The organism is Sphaerimonospora mesophila (assembly GCF_001417795.1).
Taxonomy (GTDB): Bacteria; Actinomycetota; Actinomycetes; order Streptosporangiales; family Streptosporangiaceae; genus Sphaerimonospora; species Sphaerimonospora mesophila.
In genome coordinates, this window is record NZ_BCBX01000040.1 from 199,376 (window position 1) to 216,124 (window position 16,749).

The 16,749-nt window shown below is 71.5% G+C and carries 16 protein-coding genes; 4 read left to right on the forward strand and 12 right to left on the reverse strand.

The features are described 5' to 3' along the window. Positions 1–75 precede the first annotated feature (75 nt). The 8 genes from truB to rimP all read right to left on the reverse strand — a co-directional run bounded on the left by truB (position 76) and on the right by rimP (position 8,122). Positions 76–1,002, reverse strand: coding sequence for a tRNA pseudouridine(55) synthase TruB (gene truB, locus AP234_RS22355; RefSeq protein ID WP_055481648.1), 927 nt, complete (start codon positions 1,000–1,002; stop codon positions 76–78). A 115-nt stretch (positions 1,003–1,117) separates the two neighbouring features. After that, positions 1,118–2,122, reverse strand: a complete 1,005-nt coding sequence (locus AP234_RS22360) for a DHH family phosphoesterase (protein WP_055481649.1) — start codon at positions 2,120–2,122, stop codon at positions 1,118–1,120. Beyond that, the gene (rbfA, locus tag AP234_RS22365) at positions 2,119–2,601 is read right to left on the reverse strand and encodes a 30S ribosome-binding factor RbfA (RefSeq protein WP_055481650.1); all 483 of its coding nucleotides are present in this window, start codon (positions 2,599–2,601) and stop codon (positions 2,119–2,121) included. Before rbfA ends, AP234_RS22360 begins: the two co-directional genes overlap by 4 nt. Before the next feature lie 49 nt (positions 2,602–2,650). After that, positions 2,651–2,950: a DUF503 domain-containing protein gene (locus AP234_RS22370; protein WP_055481651.1), complete on the reverse strand. Its 300-nt coding sequence runs from the start codon at positions 2,948–2,950 to the stop codon at positions 2,651–2,653. 70 nt (positions 2,951–3,020) lie between these two features. Further along, positions 3,021–6,140, reverse strand: coding sequence for a translation initiation factor IF-2 (gene infB / locus AP234_RS22375; RefSeq protein ID WP_055481652.1), 3,120 nt, complete (start codon positions 6,138–6,140; stop codon positions 3,021–3,023). Between the two features lie 191 nt (positions 6,141–6,331). Further along, complete coding sequence (locus AP234_RS35215; protein WP_083502332.1) at positions 6,332–6,625, reverse strand: YlxR family protein; 294 nt, start codon at positions 6,623–6,625, stop codon at positions 6,332–6,334. Then, the gene (gene nusA / locus AP234_RS22380; RefSeq protein ID WP_055481653.1) at positions 6,609–7,598 is read right to left on the reverse strand and encodes a transcription termination factor NusA; all 990 of its coding nucleotides are present in this window, start codon (positions 7,596–7,598) and stop codon (positions 6,609–6,611) included. The genes AP234_RS35215 and nusA overlap by 17 nt, the downstream gene beginning before the upstream one ends. A 23-nt stretch (positions 7,599–7,621) precedes the next feature. After that, entirely contained in the window at positions 7,622–8,122 is a 501-nt protein-coding gene (gene rimP, locus AP234_RS22385; protein ID WP_055481654.1) for a ribosome maturation factor RimP, read from the reverse strand. A gap of 280 nt (positions 8,123–8,402) precedes the next feature. On the opposite strand from rimP, the gene AP234_RS22390 reads away from it, so the two are divergent. Continuing rightward, entirely contained in the window at positions 8,403–8,918 is a 516-nt protein-coding gene (locus AP234_RS22390) for a hypothetical protein (RefSeq protein ID WP_152990563.1), read from the forward strand. Next, a complete protein-coding gene (locus AP234_RS22395; protein WP_235558321.1) occupies positions 8,911–9,447 on the forward strand; it encodes a ferritin-like domain-containing protein in 537 nt (178 codons plus the stop codon). Before AP234_RS22390 ends, AP234_RS22395 begins: the two co-directional genes overlap by 8 nt. A gap of 292 nt (positions 9,448–9,739) precedes the next feature. On the opposite strand, the gene AP234_RS22400 is transcribed toward AP234_RS22395, so the two are convergent. Continuing rightward, a complete protein-coding gene (locus AP234_RS22400; protein ID WP_083502334.1) occupies positions 9,740–11,494 on the reverse strand; it encodes a proline--tRNA ligase in 1,755 nt (584 codons plus the stop codon). A gap of 156 nt (positions 11,495–11,650) precedes the next feature. Next, positions 11,651–12,277 (reverse strand): hypothetical protein, encoded by a 627-nt coding sequence (locus AP234_RS38115; protein WP_063843039.1) that lies wholly within the window; start codon positions 12,275–12,277, stop codon positions 11,651–11,653. A gap of 172 nt (positions 12,278–12,449) precedes the next feature. Between AP234_RS38115 and AP234_RS22410 the strand changes: the two genes are divergently transcribed. Further along, entirely contained in the window at positions 12,450–13,772 is a 1,323-nt protein-coding gene (locus AP234_RS22410) for an FAD-dependent oxidoreductase (RefSeq protein WP_055481657.1), read from the forward strand. Between the two features lie 93 nt (positions 13,773–13,865). Next, a complete protein-coding gene (locus AP234_RS22415; RefSeq protein WP_055481658.1) occupies positions 13,866–15,056 on the forward strand; it encodes a DUF6986 family protein in 1,191 nt (396 codons plus the stop codon). Between the two features lie 16 nt (positions 15,057–15,072). On the opposite strand, the gene AP234_RS22420 is transcribed toward AP234_RS22415, so the two are convergent. After that, on the reverse strand, positions 15,073–15,771 hold the full coding sequence (locus AP234_RS22420) for a copper homeostasis protein CutC (RefSeq protein WP_055481659.1): 699 nt from the start codon (positions 15,769–15,771) through the stop codon (positions 15,073–15,075). A gap of 72 nt (positions 15,772–15,843) precedes the next feature. Continuing rightward, on the reverse strand, positions 15,844–16,488 hold the full coding sequence (locus AP234_RS22425) for a GNAT family N-acetyltransferase (protein ID WP_063843040.1): 645 nt from the start codon (positions 16,486–16,488) through the stop codon (positions 15,844–15,846). Positions 16,489–16,749 lie beyond the last annotated feature (261 nt).

Sequence of the window (16,749 nt, forward strand, 5' to 3'; positions counted from 1 at the left end):
TTCGACCTCGATTCCTGTACGGCTCGGCAAACCGGCAGTAGACAAGACTGCCATGCCGCTGAGCGTGCATTGATGTCAGGGCGCGAAAACAACCAGGGGCCTGGCCGTGCCACCGCGTTCCTCGACGAGGGCGAGCAGCGTGCCGTCCGGGCCGAAAACCCCGACGGGGCCGGGCCCGAGCCCCGCCGCGGGCAGACGGCCGCCGTGCGCGACCAGCCTGGCGTCCTGCGCCGTCACGTCCCTGCGGGGGAACGCCGCGGTCACGGCCTCCGCGATCGGCATGATCACGCATTCCCTGGCGAGCTCGTCGATCGTCCGGGCCGAGGCCAGGCCGTACGGTCCGACCCGGGTGCGCCTGAGGCGGGTGAGGTGGCCGCCCACCCCGAGGGCGGCGCCGAGGTCCCGGGCCAGCGCCCGGATGTAGGTCCCGCTGGAGCAGGTGACGGTGGCGTCGACGTCCACGACGTCGTTCACGGCGGCGTCCGCGGTCTCCACGCGGGCCCGGCGGATCGCGGTGACCTCGAACTCGTGGACGGTGACCGGCCTGGCGGCGATCTCGACCTCCTCGCCGGCCCTGGCCCGCTTGTAGGCCCGTTCACCGTTGACCTTGATCGCGCTCACCTGCGGGGGAACCTGCATGATCTTCCCCGTGAGCGCGGCGACGCCCTTGCGCACCTCCTTCGCGGTCACCCGACCTGCGGAGGTGACCGCGATGACCTCTCCCTCGGCGTCGTCGGTGTTGGTGGTCACGCCGAGCCGGATCGTGGCCTCGTAGACCTTCTCCGTCAGCGCGAGGTGCCCGAGGAGGCGGGTGGCCTTCTCCACGCCGACGACGAGCACGCCGGTGGCCATCGGGTCGAGCGTGCCGGCGTGGCCCACCTTGCGGGTCCCGGCGATGCCGCGCATCTTGCCGACGACGTCGTGCGAGGTCCAGTCGGCGGGCTTGTCCACGATGATCAACCCGCTCGGCGGCGGAGTTCTGCGGGGCCTTGCCGTACTCATGAATGGGTCCAATGCGAGATCGGGAACTGGAAACATGCCGGTCGGGCGGCACCGCCCTGGCGCGTCTGCGCGAGGACGCCCGGGTGGGCGGCCTCCCCCGCGTGCTCCGGCGAGATCACTCCAGGGTGAGGAGAGAGCGCAGGGAGGCGATCGTGTCCTCCGGTGGAAGCCTGGAGGAGAAGCCCGCCGCGCGGCTGTGACCGCCGCCGCCCAGCTCGACGCAGGCCCGGCCGACGTCGACCGCGCCCTTCGAACGGGTCGAGACGTTCCAGACCCCCTCGTCGTCCTCCTTGAGCACCACGGCCACGTCCGCCTCGTCGACCCGGCGGATGACGTCGATCACGCCCTCCACCTCGTCGTACGGCAGGCCGTTGAGCACCCGGTCGGCGCGGGTGACGTACGTCCAGACCAGTCCGTGGCCGGCCGCCGCCGACTGATCGAGCGCGACCCGGCCGAGCGCGGCGCCGAGCACCCGCAGATAGGCGAACGGCGAACGGTCCCACAGCTCCCTGGCGATCTCGTCGGGTCTGAGCCCGGCGGCGATGAGCCGCCCCGCCATCGCGTGTGCCGCCGGGGTGGTGGCCGAATAGCGGAAGGAGCCCGTGTCGGTCACCAGGCCCGTGTACAGGCACGTCGCCACGTCCCGGCCGACCGGCAGGGCCAGCCGGTGGATGAGCTCCTCGGTCAGGACGGCGGTGGCCGCGGCCGAGGGGTCGATCAGGTGCAGCGAGCCGAACCTGGTGTTGGACACATGGTGGTCGATCACGACCAGTTCGCCGGCTCTGCCCGCGCTGGGGGCGAGCAGGCCGAGCCGCTCCATGGTGGAGGCGTCGAACGTGAGCATCAGATCCGGCTCCGCCGGGTAGGCCCCCGGTTCCACCAGCAGTTCCTGACCGGGCAGGAATCGCAGCAGGCGTGGTACGGCGAAGCAGCGGTCGCCGAACGACGCGACCACCTTCTTCCCGCTCCCGGCCAGCGCGAGGCCGAAGCCGAGCATCGAGCCGAGGGCGTCTCCATCGGGGGAGACATGACACGCGAGCGCGACGCGGTCGGCACCGCGGACCAGCTCGATCACCCGCTCCCAGTCCGCGGCCCCGATGGTGGTGTCGATCGTCGTCACCTCGCCCGGTGCCCCGCTGAGGGTTCGTCCTCACTGTCCTCGTCGTCGGAGTCGCCGGCCCGATCCTCCTCGAACCGGTAGGGGTCGGCGTCCCCGGCGAACTGGGCGCTCTCGGCCTGCCTGGCGATCTCCGCGTCCCTGGCCCGCGCCGCCGCGAACAGGTCGTCCATGTGGCGGGCGCTGTCGGGCAGCGGGTCGTGGACGAAGGTGAGCGTCGGGGTGTGCCGCAATCCGGTCTGCCGTCCGACCTCGGACCTGATGATCCCCTTGGCGCTCTCCAGCGCGGTGGCGGTCGCGGCCCGCTCGGCCTCCGAGCCGAAGACCGTGTAGTAGACCGTGGCGTCACCCAGGTCGGCGGTGATCCGCGCGTCGGTCACCGTGACGAACCCGAGCCGCGGATCCTTGATCCGTCGCTCCAGCATCTCGGCGACGACCTGCTGGATGCGGTCGGCCAGCTTTCTGGCGCGCGCTGCGTCCATGCTCACGCTCCCTCGTTCACTGTACGGCTGACGCGCCGGCTCGGCCGGCTTATTCCTCGTGGTCGTTGAAGAGCCGCTGCCGTACCGACAGCAGCTCGATCTCGGGGTGGAAGGCGACCACACGCTCGCACGAGCCGAGCACATCGTCGCAGTTCGCGGCCGACGCCGAGACAACCGCGATGCCGATCTCCGCTCTGCGGTGCAGATCGAGGTGGCCGGTCTCGGCCACCGCGACGCTGGGGAAGCGCCGCTGCAGTTCCGCGATCAGCGGGCGGACCACGGACCGCTTCTGCTTCAGCGAACGCACGTCGCCGAGCAGGATGTCCAGAGTAAGTGCCCCAATGTACATGGATGTGTCTCGCCGCGAGGCGACGTCCGGCCGCCGCCCCCGTGATGGCACGGGGGCGGCGGAACGCACGTCAGACGCGCGGCTTCTCCCGCATCTCGAACGTCTCGATGACGTCTTCGATCTTGAGGTCGCTGTAGCCGACGCCGATGCCGCACTCGAAGCCCTCTCGGACCTCGGTCGCGTCGTCCTTGAACCGGCGCAGCGACGAGACGGTCAGGTTGTCGGCCACGACGACGCCGTCGCGGATGAGACGGGCCTTGCTGTTGCGAGTGATCGTGCCCGAGCGGACCACCGAGCCGGCCACGTTGCCGATCTTCGGAACCTTGAAGATCTCGCGGATCTCGGCGGTGCCCGTACGGACCTCCTCGAACTCCGGCTTCAGCATGCCCTTGAGGGCCGCCTCGATCTCCTCGATCGCCTGGTAGATGACCGAGTAGTACCGGATGTCGACGCCCTCGCGCTCGGCCAGGTCGCGCGCCCGCACCTCGGGTCGCACGTTGAAGCCGATGATGACCGCGTTGTCGTCGGCCATCGCCAGGTTGACGTCGTACTCGGTGATGGCGCCCACCGCGCGGTGCAGCACGCGGAGGCTGACCTCCTCGCCGACGTCGATCTTGAGCAGCGCGTCCTCAAGGGCCTCCACCGAACCGGAGACGTCACCCTTGATGATGAGCTTGAGCTCGTTGACCTGGCCCTTCTCGAGGTCCTTGAACAGTTCCTCGAGGGTGCGGCGACGGCCGGACTTGGCCATGTCGGCGATGCGCTGCCGGGCCGCCCGCTGCTGGGCGATCTGGCGGGCCATCCGGTCGTCGGACACGACGATGAAGTTGTCGCCCGCGCGCGGGACCGCGGTCAGACCGAGCACCAGGACCGGACGCGACGGATCGGCCTCCTCGACCGGCTTGCCGTTGTCGTCCAGCATCGCGCGGACGCGGCCGAAGGCCTCGCCGCAGACGATCGAGTCGCCGACCCGGAGCGTGCCGCGCTGCACGAGGACGGTGGCCACGGGACCGCGACCCTTGTCCAGATGTGCCTCGATGGCCAGGCCCTGGGCGTCCATGTCGGGGTTGGCCCGCAGGTCGAGCTCGGCGTCGGCGGTCAGCAGGATGGCCTCGAGCAGGCTGTCGATGCCGATGCCCTGCTTGGCGGAGATGTCCACGAACAGCGTGGAACCGCCGAACTCCTCGGCCACCAGGCCGTACTCGGTGAGCTGAGCCCGGACCTTGGTGGGGTCCGCGCCCTCCTTGTCGATCTTGTTGACCGCGACGACGACCGGCACGTCGGCCGCCTGCGCGTGGTTGAGCGCCTCGATCGTCTGCGGCTTCACACCGTCGTCGGCCGCGACCACGAGCACCGCGATGTCGGTGGCCTTCGCACCGCGGGCACGCATGGCGGTGAACGCCTCGTGACCCGGGGTGTCGATGAAGGTGACCTTCCGCTGCTCGCCCTCATGCGTGGTCGACACCTGGTAGGCGCCGATGTGCTGGGTGATGCCGCCGGCCTCGCGGGCCGCGACGTTGGTGTGCCGGATCGCGTCGAGGGTCCTCGTCTTACCGTGGTCGACGTGGCCCATGACGGTCACGACCGGCGGACGCGGCGCGAGGTCGGCCTCGTCGCCCTCGTCCTCACCAAACTCGATCTTGAAGGACTCGAGCAGCTCCCGGTCCTCCTCCTCGGGGCTGACGACCTGGACGTTGTAGTCCAGCTCGGCGCCGAGAAGCTGCAGGGTCTCCTCGTTGACCGACTGGGTCGCGGTCACCATCTCGCCCAGGTGCAGCATGATCTGCACGAGCGAGGCGGGGTTCGCGCCGATCCGATCGGCGAAGTCGGACAGGGACGCGCCGCGCGGAAGGCGGATCGTCTGCCCGCCACCACGCGGGACCTGCACGCCGCCGATCGACGGCGCCTGCATGTTGTCGAACTCTTGACGCCTCTGGCGCTTCGACTTCCGGCCACGGGTCGGGCGACCGCCCGGACGCCCGAACGCGCCCGCCGTGCCACCGCCGCGGCCGCGGCCGCCGCCACCGGGACGGCCGGCGAACCCGCCGCCACCACCGGCACCCGGCCCGCCGCCCGCGCCACCGGGGCGACCTGCGCCGGCACCCGGCCTGGGACCGCCGAACCCGCCTCCGGGACGGCCACCGCCACCGGGACGACCTGCGCCACCGGGAGCGGGACGGCCACCGGCGCCCGGACGACCGCCCGGGGCCGCGGGGCGACCCTGCGGCATCATCATCGGGTTGGGACGCGGACCACCGGGACGCGGACCACCGGCGCCAGGGCCGGGACGCGGCCCGCCCATGCCCGGACCCGGACGCGGACCGGCGGGACCCGGACGGGGGCCTCCCGCACCGGGAGCGCCGGAACGAGCGGAGGGCGGACGCGGAATGGCGCCGTCCCTCGCTCCGTCGCGGCGGGGCTCGCGGGGACCGCGGTCGCCGCCACCGGACCGGTCTCCCCGCTCGGCGCCGTCACGGCCCGGCCGCGCGGGACGCTGCCCCATGCCGCTGGCGTTCGAGGAGAACGGGTTGTTACCCGGACGCGGGCCGCGGGGACCCGGCTTGGGCGCACCGGAGCGCGGCGCGCCGCCTCCCGGCGTACCGCCACCGGACGGCGCACCCGGACGCGGACCGGGCCGGGGACCCGGCTTGGGCACGGCCGGACCCGGACGCGGACCGGAGGCCGCCGCCGGACGCGACGCTTCGGGGCGGGGGGCCTCGGGACGCGGGACGTCCGGGCGCGGCGCCCGCGGACGGGCGGCGTCAGGACGCGGGGCCTCGGGCTGCGGGGCCTGCTGAGTCGGATGAGGCATCGGAACCGGCCGCGGGGCCGGGCGCGGGCCGGGCTTCGGAACCGGTCTCGCCGCGGTGTCCGCCGGCTGGGCCGCGCCCCCGGACTGGGCCGCGCCTGTCGACTGGAAGGGGGACGGCGCCTGCGTCGCGCCGCCACCGGCCGGACTCTCCGCCGGCCTCGGCGCAGGCTTCGGCTGCGCCGGACGTGGGGACGGCTTGCCGCCGCCCTTGGAGGCGTCGCCCTTACCGAACGCCTCTGTCAGCTTACGGACGACCGGCGCCTCGATCGTTGAAGACGCCGACCTCACGAACTCGCCCATCTCGGTGAGCTTGGCCATGACGACCTTGCTCTCGACCCCGAACTCCTTGGCGAGCTCGTATACCCGGACCTTCGCCACTGCACTCCCTAACTCGGTCCGGGAGCCTTGCAGTGCCGCCGGACCGTCGCTAACTGAACGTACTCATCGCCGCGTGCTCATCAGGCGCTCATGGCAATCTGACTCCGCCCATCAACTCGGCGTCCTACTTGACGATTTCTTCGTGCCCGGCCCCGGATGACCGAAGCCGAACGGTAACCATTCACCCGGCGCTATCCGACGTCAAGCCCCTCCAGGTGAGCCCGCAGAGCACTCAGATCGAGCGATCCCTGTGCGCGAAACGCACGAGAGAACGCCCGACGGCGTTCGGCGAGCTCCAGACAGCGCGGGGACGGGTGCAGTGACGCACCACGTCCCGGGAGCCGTCCTCCCGGATCCGGGATGACGACGCCCTCGACCACCACCAGGCGGAGCAACTCGGACTTTGCCGTGCGAACCCGGCAACCCACGCACGTTCTCAACGGGGCTGCCTGGCAACCATATTCCAGCTTACCTTGCCGACGCATCAGCGGGATCTGCCGGTGCCTCCTGGACGTCCGGACGGATGTCGATACGCCATCCGGTGAGCCGCGCGGCCAGGCGGGCGTTCTGCCCCTCCTTGCCGATCGCCAGCGACAACTGGTAGTCGGGCACGGTGACCCGGGCCATCCGGCCGTCGGGGTCGATTACCTCGACTCGGGAAACACGCGCGGGCGACAGGGCATTCCCGACGAACTCCGCCGGGTCCTCCGACCAGTCGATGATGTCGATCTTCTCGCCGTGCAGTTCGGTCATCACGTTCCGCACCCGGGATCCCATCGGGCCGATGCAGGCGCCCTTGGCGTTCACACCCGGCCTGCGGGACCTGACAGCGATCTTGGTGCGATGACCGGCCTCGCGGGCGATGGCGGCGATTTCCACGGTGCCGTCGGCGATCTCGGGCACCTCCAGCGCGAAGAGCTTCTTCACCAGGTTGGGATGCGTCCGCGACAGGGTGACCGAGGGGCCCTTGGGTCCCTTCTTGACCTGGACCACGTAGCAGCGGATGCGCTCTCCGTGCAGGTACTCCTCGCCGGGGACCTGCTCGTTGTGCGGCAGGATCGCCTCGATCTTGCCCAGGTCGACCAGCACGACCCTCGGGTCCTTGCCCTGCTGGATGATTCCCGCGACCAGCTCACCCTCGCGACTGGCGAACTCGCCGAAGTTGATCTCGTCCTCGGCGTCACGGAGCTGCTGGAGTATCACCTGCTTGGCGGTCGTGGCGGCGATCCGGCTGAAGTTGCCCGGGGTGTCGTCGTACTCCCTGGCGACCTCGCCGTTCTCATCGAGCTCGGCCGCCCAGATGGTCACGTGGCCGGAGACGCGGTCGAGCTCGGCCCGAGCCTTCGGCGCCGCGCCCTCGGTCCGGAAGTACGCGATCAGGAGCGCGTCCTCGATCGCCTTGACGACCAGGTCGAAGGAGATGTCCTTCTCCCGCTCCAGGCTGCGCAGGACGCTCATGTCAATGTCCACAAGGCTCCCCCTTAGCCCTCGTCGTCAGTGTCGTCGATGTCGTAACCGTCATCGAGATCGGCCGGCCGGTTGAACTCCACCTGCACCCGGCCGCGGATCAGCTCGTCGAACGCGATGCGACGCGTCCCGTCCAGCTCCACGCCGGACTCGCCCGTCCCGGTCACGCGGCCTTCCACGGTCGCGCCGTCCCGCAGCTCCGCCTTCACCAGCCTGCCTCGCGCCCGGCGCCAGTGGCGCGGCTCGGTCAACGGCCTGTCCACTCCGGGGGAGCTGACCTCCAGAACGTACGGCCCCGCGCCGAGAGCGTCCGACTCGTCCAGCCGTTTGGAGACCGACTGGCTCACCTCGGCCACGTCGTCCAGCGTGACGCCGCCGTCACGGTCCACGATCACGCGCACGAGTCGCCGCCTGCCCGCCGGGACGATCTTCACGTCCTCCAGGTCGAGCCCCTTCTCGGCGACCACCGGGCCGAGCAGCTCCACCAGACGGCCGCGTCGAGGGTCTCCGCCCATGCCGACCTCCCCTTCACTGGTGTACCTCGCCCGATGTGCCAACAGCCTATCGACACCACGGGACGGAAATAGCGCCATACCCGAGCGGCGAGCCGACACGAGCCCGCCCATCATCACCGGGCGGTGACTTCTGGGCGGCGCGCCGTACGATGCTACGACGACGTCGGCCCGGGGAGCGCGTCCAGGAAGGGGCGCCGACTCGACGGCGAAGACGGACGGAAAGAAATCGGCGGAGGCCGGCGAGAGGACGTTGGTCGTGGAACTGAGCGGCGGAGCACGCGTGACCAGGCGCGTGCTGCTGGGCGCGACGGCGGCCGGGCTGGTCGCCACCGCCACCGGCTGCTCGTCCGATTCGCCCGAACCGCCCGCGCCGAAGCCGCCGGATCCTCAGGCGGTGCTGCTGGGTTCACTGATCGGTGACAAGGAGCGGCTGATCGCACTCTACGAGCGGGCCGCTCTCGGCTCGGCCAAGATGGCCGCCGCGCTCGAACCGTTCCGGCAGCGGCACGTCGCCCATCTGGCGGCCCTGCGCGAACTGCTGCCGGCCGGCGCGGAGACCGGCCCCTCGTCCCCGGGCGTGCCCTCGCCATCGGCTGGCTCCCCCGGGCCGGCGGAAGAGTCCGCGCCGGCGGAGAAACCCGTGTCGATCGGAAGGCTCCGCGACGCCGAGCGCCGGACGTCCGCCGCACGGCCCCGCGAGATGGCCGCGGCCTCCCCCGTCCTCGCACAACTACTGGCCAGCATCGGCGCGTGCGAGGCCGTACACGCCGTCGCGCTCGGGAGCCTGCGTGTCTGACCCGGCGATCGCACGACCGAACAGCACAGAACCGGCCGCCGCCGATGCCACGGCCGGCTCGGGCGACGCGCTCACCCGGGCACTGGCGGCCGAGCACGCCGCCGTGTACGCCTACGGGGTGATCGGCGGGAAGACCGCAGGCAGGCTCCGCTCACTGGCCACGGGAGGGTTCGACGCCCATCGAGCACGGCGCGATCAGCTCCGCTCGCTGATCGCGCGGCGGAGCGGGTCGCCGGCGGAGCCCGGGCCCGCCTACCGCCTGCCCTTCGAGGTGCGGACCCCGGCCGACGCGGTCCGCCTGGCCGTGCTCGTGGAGGGGCGCCTGATCACCGCCTATTTGGAGCTCGCCGCCGATCGCGACCCGTCGCTGCGCCGGCTCGCCGCGCTGGCCGCCCAGGAGTGCGCCACCCGGGCGTACGGCTGGCAGCCGTCGATCAGCGCGTTCCCCGGCATGCCCGGCCGGGCGGAACCCGGCACCCCGGCGGCCGGCGCCACGCCGTCCCCGTCCCCGTCGAAACCGAACGGCTAGCCGCCCCACCCCCCACCCGTGATCTTGCGAAAACTCGCACACGCCCCTTCCACCTGGGAAGACGCCTTCGTGATCTTGCGAAAACTCGCACGGTTCCCTCTTGACCCGGGAATTCACCATCCGTGATCGTGCAGTGCAAGATCACGGATGGTGAAGCCGCAGGTGGACCGATATCCAAGCGAGTTACTGCAAGATCACGGAGATTATCGACGCAGGTCGGCGATGGTTCCCGCGAGTATTTGCAAGATCACGCCCTGGGGGGTGGGAGGTCACACACCTGCGGGGTGGGAGATCACGCCTGGGAGGTGGGGCGGCAGGCGAGCAGGACGCGGTCGACGGCCTCGCCGAGGGGGACCTCCTCCTTCGTCCCGCTCACCCGGTCGCGCAGCTCCACGACCCCCTGGGCCAGCCCTCGGCCGACGATCAGGATCGTCGGCATGCCGAGCAGCTCGGCGTCCTTGAACTTGACGCCGGGCGACACCCCGGAGCGGTCGTCGACCATGACCCGCAGGCCGCGCGCCTCCAGCTCCTCGGCGAGCCCGCTGGCGACCTCGATCTGGTTCTCCTTGCCGGTGCCGACGATGTGGACGTCGGCCGGGGCCACCTCACGGGGCCACACCAGACCGAGCCCGTCGTGGCGCTGCTCGGCGAGCACGGCCACCGCCCGGGAGACGCCGACGCCGTACGAGCCCATCGTGATCCGGATCGGCTTGCCGTCGGGCCCGAGGGCGTCGAGCCCGGCGGCGTCGGCGTACTTGCGGCCGAGCTGGAAGATGTGGCCGATCTCGATGCCGCGGTCGATGGACAGGGGGTGACCGCAGCGCGGGCAGTCGTCCCCGGCGCGCACCTCCGCCGCCTCGATCGTGCCGTCGGGCTCGAAGTCCCGGCCGGCGACCACGTGGGCGGCGTGCTTGCCGGGCAGGTTCGCGCCCGTCACCCACGCGGAGCCGGTGACCACGCGGGGGTCCACCAGGTAGGTGATGCCGAGCGCCTTGAGCACCTGCGGCCCGATGTAGCCGCGCACGAGCCCCGGATACCGGGCGAAGTCCTCCGCTTCGAAGATCTCCGGGACGCCGGGCGACAGCGCCGCCTCCAGGCGCTTGAAGTCGACCTCTCGATCACCGGGGATGCCGATGACCAGCGGCTTGATCTCGTCGGATCCGGGCGTACGGACCTTCACCACGATGTTCTTGAGCGTGTCGGCCGCGGTGATCCCGAGACCGAACCGCTCGTTGACGTAGGCGACCAGCGACTCGATGGTCGGCGTGTCGGGCGTGTCCAGGATCCGGAGCGGCGGCTGCGACCCGGTGATGGCGGGCGGCGCGGGGGTGATGACGGCCTCGGCGTTGGCGGCGTACCCGCAGTCGTGGCAGGACACGAACGTGTCCTCCCCCGTCGGGCAGGGCGCGAGGAACTCCTCGGAGGCCGAGCCGCCCATCGCGCCGGACATCGCGAAGCAGATGCGGTAGTCGATGCCGAGCCGGTCGAAGATCCGGATGTAGGCGTCCCGGTGCATCTCGTAGGAGCGCTTCAGCCCGTCGTCGTCGAGATCGAAGGAGTAGGAGTCCTTCATGACGAACTCCCGGCCGCGGAGGATGCCGGCCCTGGGCCGGGCCTCGTCGCGGTACTTCGTCTGGATCTGGTAGAGGGTCACCGGATAGTCCTTGTAGGAGGAGTACTCCCCCTTGACCATGTCGGTGAACATCTCCTCGTGGGTCGGCCCGAGCAGATAGTCGGCGCCCTTGCGGTCCTTCAGCCGGAACAGCGTGTCGCCGTACTCGGTCCAGCGGCCGGTGGGCTCGTAGTAGTCCCGGGGCAGCAGCGCGGGGAAGAGCACCTCCTGGCCGCCCATCCGGTCCATCTCCTCGCGCACGACCCGGGCGACGTTCTCCAGGACGATCTTGCCGAGCGGCAGCCAGGAGTAGATGCCGGGCGCGACCCGGCGGATGTATCCGGCGCGGACGAGCAGCTTGTGGCTCGGCACTTCCGCGTCCGCCGGATCCTCACGCAGCGTGCGTAGGAACAGGGTCGACATACGCAGTAGCACGGCTACTCCTTGCTCGTGAGAGGTCTCGCGCGATATCTCCTCGATCGTCCCGGAGAAGGCGTGAGAGCCGAGGCGAAGATGATGTGACCCAAGGTTATCGACTTCCGGGGCAGGACGCTCCTTCTAATCACCGCGGGGAGAGCGGCAGCCGTACGGTCAACCGCCGAGCAGTTCCTCCCAGCACCGCCTGGCCCCGCCGCGTCGCACCTGTCCCATCGCCCTGCTCCCCAGAGCCTCTCCGTTCCCCAGAACCTCGCCGTTCCCCAGAACCTCGCCGTTCCCCGTGACACCGCCGTTCCCCGTGACACCGCCGTTCCCCGTGACGCCGTCGAGCGCCGCCGACAGCCGCCACAGGCCCGGGCGAGCGCGCAGCCGGTCCATGCCCACCGGATCGATGGCCAGCAGCACGAAACCCACGCCGATCACGTCGAGCGCCGCTGTCGACGCCGTGGCCGGCCCGGTCGGGCCGGCGAGGGGGACCGCGGGCTCCGGTCCGCTGATCCGCTCGGCGAGCAGCGCGGCGACCTCGTCCGCGCGGGGCCCGTCGCGCCACTCGACGTGCCACGCATGATCGGCTCCCCGCCACCAGGCGAGGTCGCGGCAGGCCTCCAGCATCTCCGCCTCGTCCGCCAGGGTGGCCATCACCCGGCCCAGCGCCTCGTATCGCCGGGCATCGGGCGCGCGGACCTCGTCCGGTGCCCCCTCGCCCCGGCACCGCCGGTCGGCGTCGCAGCGCCGTGCCGGTGCCGTACCGTCTTCCCGTCCACCGTGCGGTCCCCTCATGTCCGGTAGGGTCTCACCGCCGCTTCGCCCCATCCCCAGGGTTTCCCCCTCTTTTAGCTCCACCACTCACGGTCTTGAAACCGGTCCCATTGATCGAGCGCGCCGGGTTGCCCTGGCAGGAGCTCGGCCCGATGATGAAGAATCCCTCGTAGGACGCCGCTTTGTGGAGGCCATGGTGACACTGCGCGTCGCGATCGTCGGGTCGGGTCCCGCCGGGATCTACACGGCGGAAGCCCTGATCAAGCAGTGCCCCGACCCGGTCGAGGTGGACGTCCTGGAGCGGCTGCCCACGCCGTACGGACTCGTCCGGTACGGCGTGGCGCCCGACCACACGTCCATCAAGTCCATCGCCGACTACCTGCGGCGGGTGCTGGAGTCGCCGGGGGTGCGCTTCCTCGGCGGGATCGAGCTGGGCTCGGACGTCTCGGTCGACGATCTGATGTCGTGTTACGACGCGGTCGTCTACTGCACGGGGGCGATGGTCGACCGGCATCTGGGAATCCCGGGTGAGGAGCTGCCGCGCAGCGTCGCCGCCACCGACTTCGTCAACTGGTACTGCGGGCATCCCGACGTCCCCCCGGAGGCGTTCTCCCTCGACGCGGAGGAGGTCGTCGTCATCGGGGTGGGCAACGTCGCGGTGGACGTCGCGCGCATCATGGCGAAAACCGCCGACGAGCTGCGCCGCACCGACGTGCCGCAGGACGTGCTCGACCGGCTGACGGCCTCGCGGGTCCGACGGATCCACATGATCGGCCGCCGGGGTCCCCAGCACGCCAAGTTCACGCTGAAGGAGCTGCGCGAGCTCGGCGAGCTGTCCAACGCGGATGTGCTGACGCTGCCCGGCGAGGTCAAGGTCGAGCCCGAGGACCTCGCTCCGCTCTCGCGGCAGATCAAGGGGAACGTGGACGTGCTGCGGTCGTGGTCGGAGCGGGTGCCCGCCGGGCGGCCGCGGCGGCTGGACGTGCGCTTCTGGCTGCGCCCGGTGGAGATCCTGGGCGGCTCACGGGTCGAGGGCGTCCGCCTCGAACGGACCCGCCTGGAGGGCGGCCGCGTGGTGGGGACCGGCGAGTTCGAGACGATCCCGGCCGGGATGGTCGTGCGGTCGGTGGGATACCAGAGCGTGCCGCTCGCCGGGGTGCCCTTCGACACGGCGTCGATGACCGTCCCCAACGTCGCGGGGAAGGTGTCGGACCGCCAGTACGTCTCGGGATGGCTGAAGCGCGGACCGACCGGCGTCATCGGGACCAACAAGTCCGACGCCGCCGAGACCGTGCGCACCCTGCTCGCCGACACCGTTCCCGGCACGGCGCGTCGGCGGATCGACGACGTCCTGGCCGCCCGGGGCGTCGTCCCGGTCACCTATCAGGACTGGCTCGCCATCGAGGCCGCCGAGGCCGGGCTCGCCGCGGACCTGGACCGGGGCGAGCGGGTCAAGCTCGTCGGCCGGGCCGCCATGCTGGCCGCCTGCGGCCGTCTGTCCCGCCCCGCCTCGTGATCTGCGGCCCGGGGCGGCGGCCGTCCGCCTCCCCAGGCCCGTCCGAGCATGTCGTGCGACATCACCGGCACTCGATGTAACAGGATCATCCGCATGGAGACGACGCTGACAGGGCCAGGCGGACTACCGGAGAGACTGCTGGACGGGTACGCGGAGACGTACCGGGAGCAGACCGAGCGGTTTCCCGCACGGGAGACCGCCTGGCAGCCGGTGCACACCGTCTACGTCCCGGCGGACAGGGTCACGGCGACCACGGTGACCGAGTGGGGGCACGCGGCGACCGATCTCCTGCACCGCCACCTGTTCACCCCCGCCGATCTGGCCGGGCTGTTCGAATGCGAGCCCGACCTGGCCCGGCCCGTGCACGATCGGCTCCGCAGGAAGCTGTCGAGCGAGCCGATCGAGGATCTGCGCATCGACTTCGAGGACGGGTACGGCCCGCGCCCGCCCGAGGAGGAGGACGGCCACGTCGTGAGCTCGGCGTCGGCCGTGGCCGCCATGCACGGGGCGGGCACGCTGCCCCGGCGGTGGGGCGTGCGGATCAGGTCGTTCGCCGACGGCGACCCGCACCGGTCGGTCCGTACGCTGGACGGCTTCCTCACCACCGTGATCGGACGGGCCGGCGAACTGCCGCCGGGGTTCACGGTCACGTTCCCGAAGGTGCTCATGGAGGACCACCTCGGACGGTTCGCCCGGTGCCTGGAGGCCCTGGAGGCGGCGCTGCGGCTCGCGCCCGGCACGCTGCGCTTCGAGATGCAGGTGGAGGCGCCGCAGACCGTGCTGATGCTGCAGCGGTCCGCCGATCTCGTGCCCTCCCTCGGCGGACGGCTGGCCGCCGCGCACTTCGGGGTCTTCGACTACACCGCATCCTTGGGGCTGCCGCCCCACGAGCAGCGTCTCGACCACCCCGCCTGTGACCACGCCCGGCATGTCATGCTGACCGCCCTGGCCGGGACCGGTGTCGAGCTGTGCGACGGCTCGCTCGCCGCGGCTCCTGCCTCGGACGCGGCCGCCGACGTGCGCGCGCTGCTGCGCCGGCACGCCGCCCTGGTGCGGCATTCGCTGTCCAACGGCTTCTACCAGGGCTGGGACATGCATCCGTCCCATCTCGTCAGCCGCTTCGCCACCGTGTACGCGTTCCATCTCGCCCGGTACGAGGACCATGTCGAGCGGGTGCGCGCGTGGGAGGATCGTCGCCGGACGGCCGGCGGTGTGCTGGAGGAACCCGCCACGATCAAGACCCTCGTCGCCGCGCTGGCACGGGCCGATCACGCCCTCGGCTGACGGCCGGCCGGTACGGTCAGGCCTGGTCGACGAGGCGACGCCAGTCGCGCACCCGGGCGGGATCGACCGGGCCGCTCCACGGGTCGCCGGCGGCGCCCGAGTCCCGTACGGCACCGCCGACGTGGAAGGCGCGGATGCCGTAGTCGAGCAGCACGGGCACGTGCTCCTTCCCGAGGCCTCCCCCGGCCAGCACCAGCGGCCCGTCCCCGGCCTCGGCCCGCGTGCGTAACACGCCCAGTCCGGCGCCGACGCCCTGCGCCGAGCCCGACGTCAGCACGGTGGCGAGGTTCGGCAGCAGCCGTACGGCACGCCAGGCCGCCCGCACGTCCGCGGCGTGGTCGACCGCCCGATGGAACGTCCACGGCAGCGGGGCGACCGCGTGGATCAGCGCCTCGGTCGCCGCCAGGTCCACCGTGCCGTCCCCGGTCAGGAACCCGAAGACGAAACCGGCGGCGCCCGCCTGGGCCAGTTCCTTCACGTCCCGGCGCAGCCGGTCCAGCGTCTCGGGAGTCGCGGTGAAACCGGCGTCCGATCGCAGCATGACCATCTGCGGCAGGTTGCACTCCCGTGCGATGGCCGCGACGGTTTCCGCCGAGGGGGTGAGCCCACCGGAGTCCATGTCCGACACGATCTCCAGGCGGTCCGCGCCACCCGCCTCGGCGGCCACGGCGTCGCGCACGTCCAGCGCGATCACTTCAAGGAGCGATCCGGTCATGAATCGAACAGTATCGGGTCCATTTGCGGCGCCATACGGCATCAGCCGACATCTGTCCCGTTCGGTGCTGCATCAACTTCTTGTGATGTTTGTTGTCACCAGCGAACCACGATGCGACCGCGCGTGCTTGAACGGACGTTCGATGAGCGGCCCCGCGGCTCCGCGCGGGGAGGGCACGCTCGAAGACCGGCGCTCGAACAGCGCGCCCGAGGCCCGATGCGGCAGGTCGACGGTGCGCACGTGCCGGAATCCGGCGTCCCGGTAGTACGCCTGCAGCCGCGTGTTGTCCTTGGCGCAGTCGAGCCGCAGCCACGGGCGGCCGAGGATGCCCGCGCGCAGCGCCGCCCAGTCGAGCAGGGCCTCGCCCAATCCCTCACCGGAGTGGAACCGGCCGACGGCGAGCTTGTGGACGTACAACGCGTCTTCCGGGCGGTCGGCCGGCCGCCAGAACTCGGGGTCGGCATGGCCGTCGAGGGCCATGGTGGCCGTCAGGCCACCGTTCACGTCGTCGTCCAGCACGTACATGGCGCCGGTCGCGATGAGGGGTTCGATCCGTCCCGCGGGGAAGCCCTCCGCAGGCCACTGCCGTACGCCGAGCGAGTGCAGCCAGCGGGCGGTCTCGGCCAGCAGCGCGAGCACCGCCCTCAGGTCGTCCGGCGTGGCGCGGCGGGGACTGAGCGTGAACCTCGCGGGCAGGCTCAGGGTGTTCACGGGCATGGTGAAGTCCTTTCGATGCTGAGGGATTCGTCGCGATTACACAGGGTGACGAGATTGCGGCGCGGTGACCGTCGGCAGGGGGGCGAGCGGCCGAGGCGGCCCCCTCTGGTTCGGGGCCGGCGGCGCGGGCGCCCCGCCACCGGCGAACCCGACCGGGACACAGGAGAACGGCCGATCACCCGGCGCGGCGCGGCGCGGCGCCGTATGCCACGCCGGGCGGTGGACCACGCCGTCGTACGCGGATCGGGCCGTCGAGGCCAT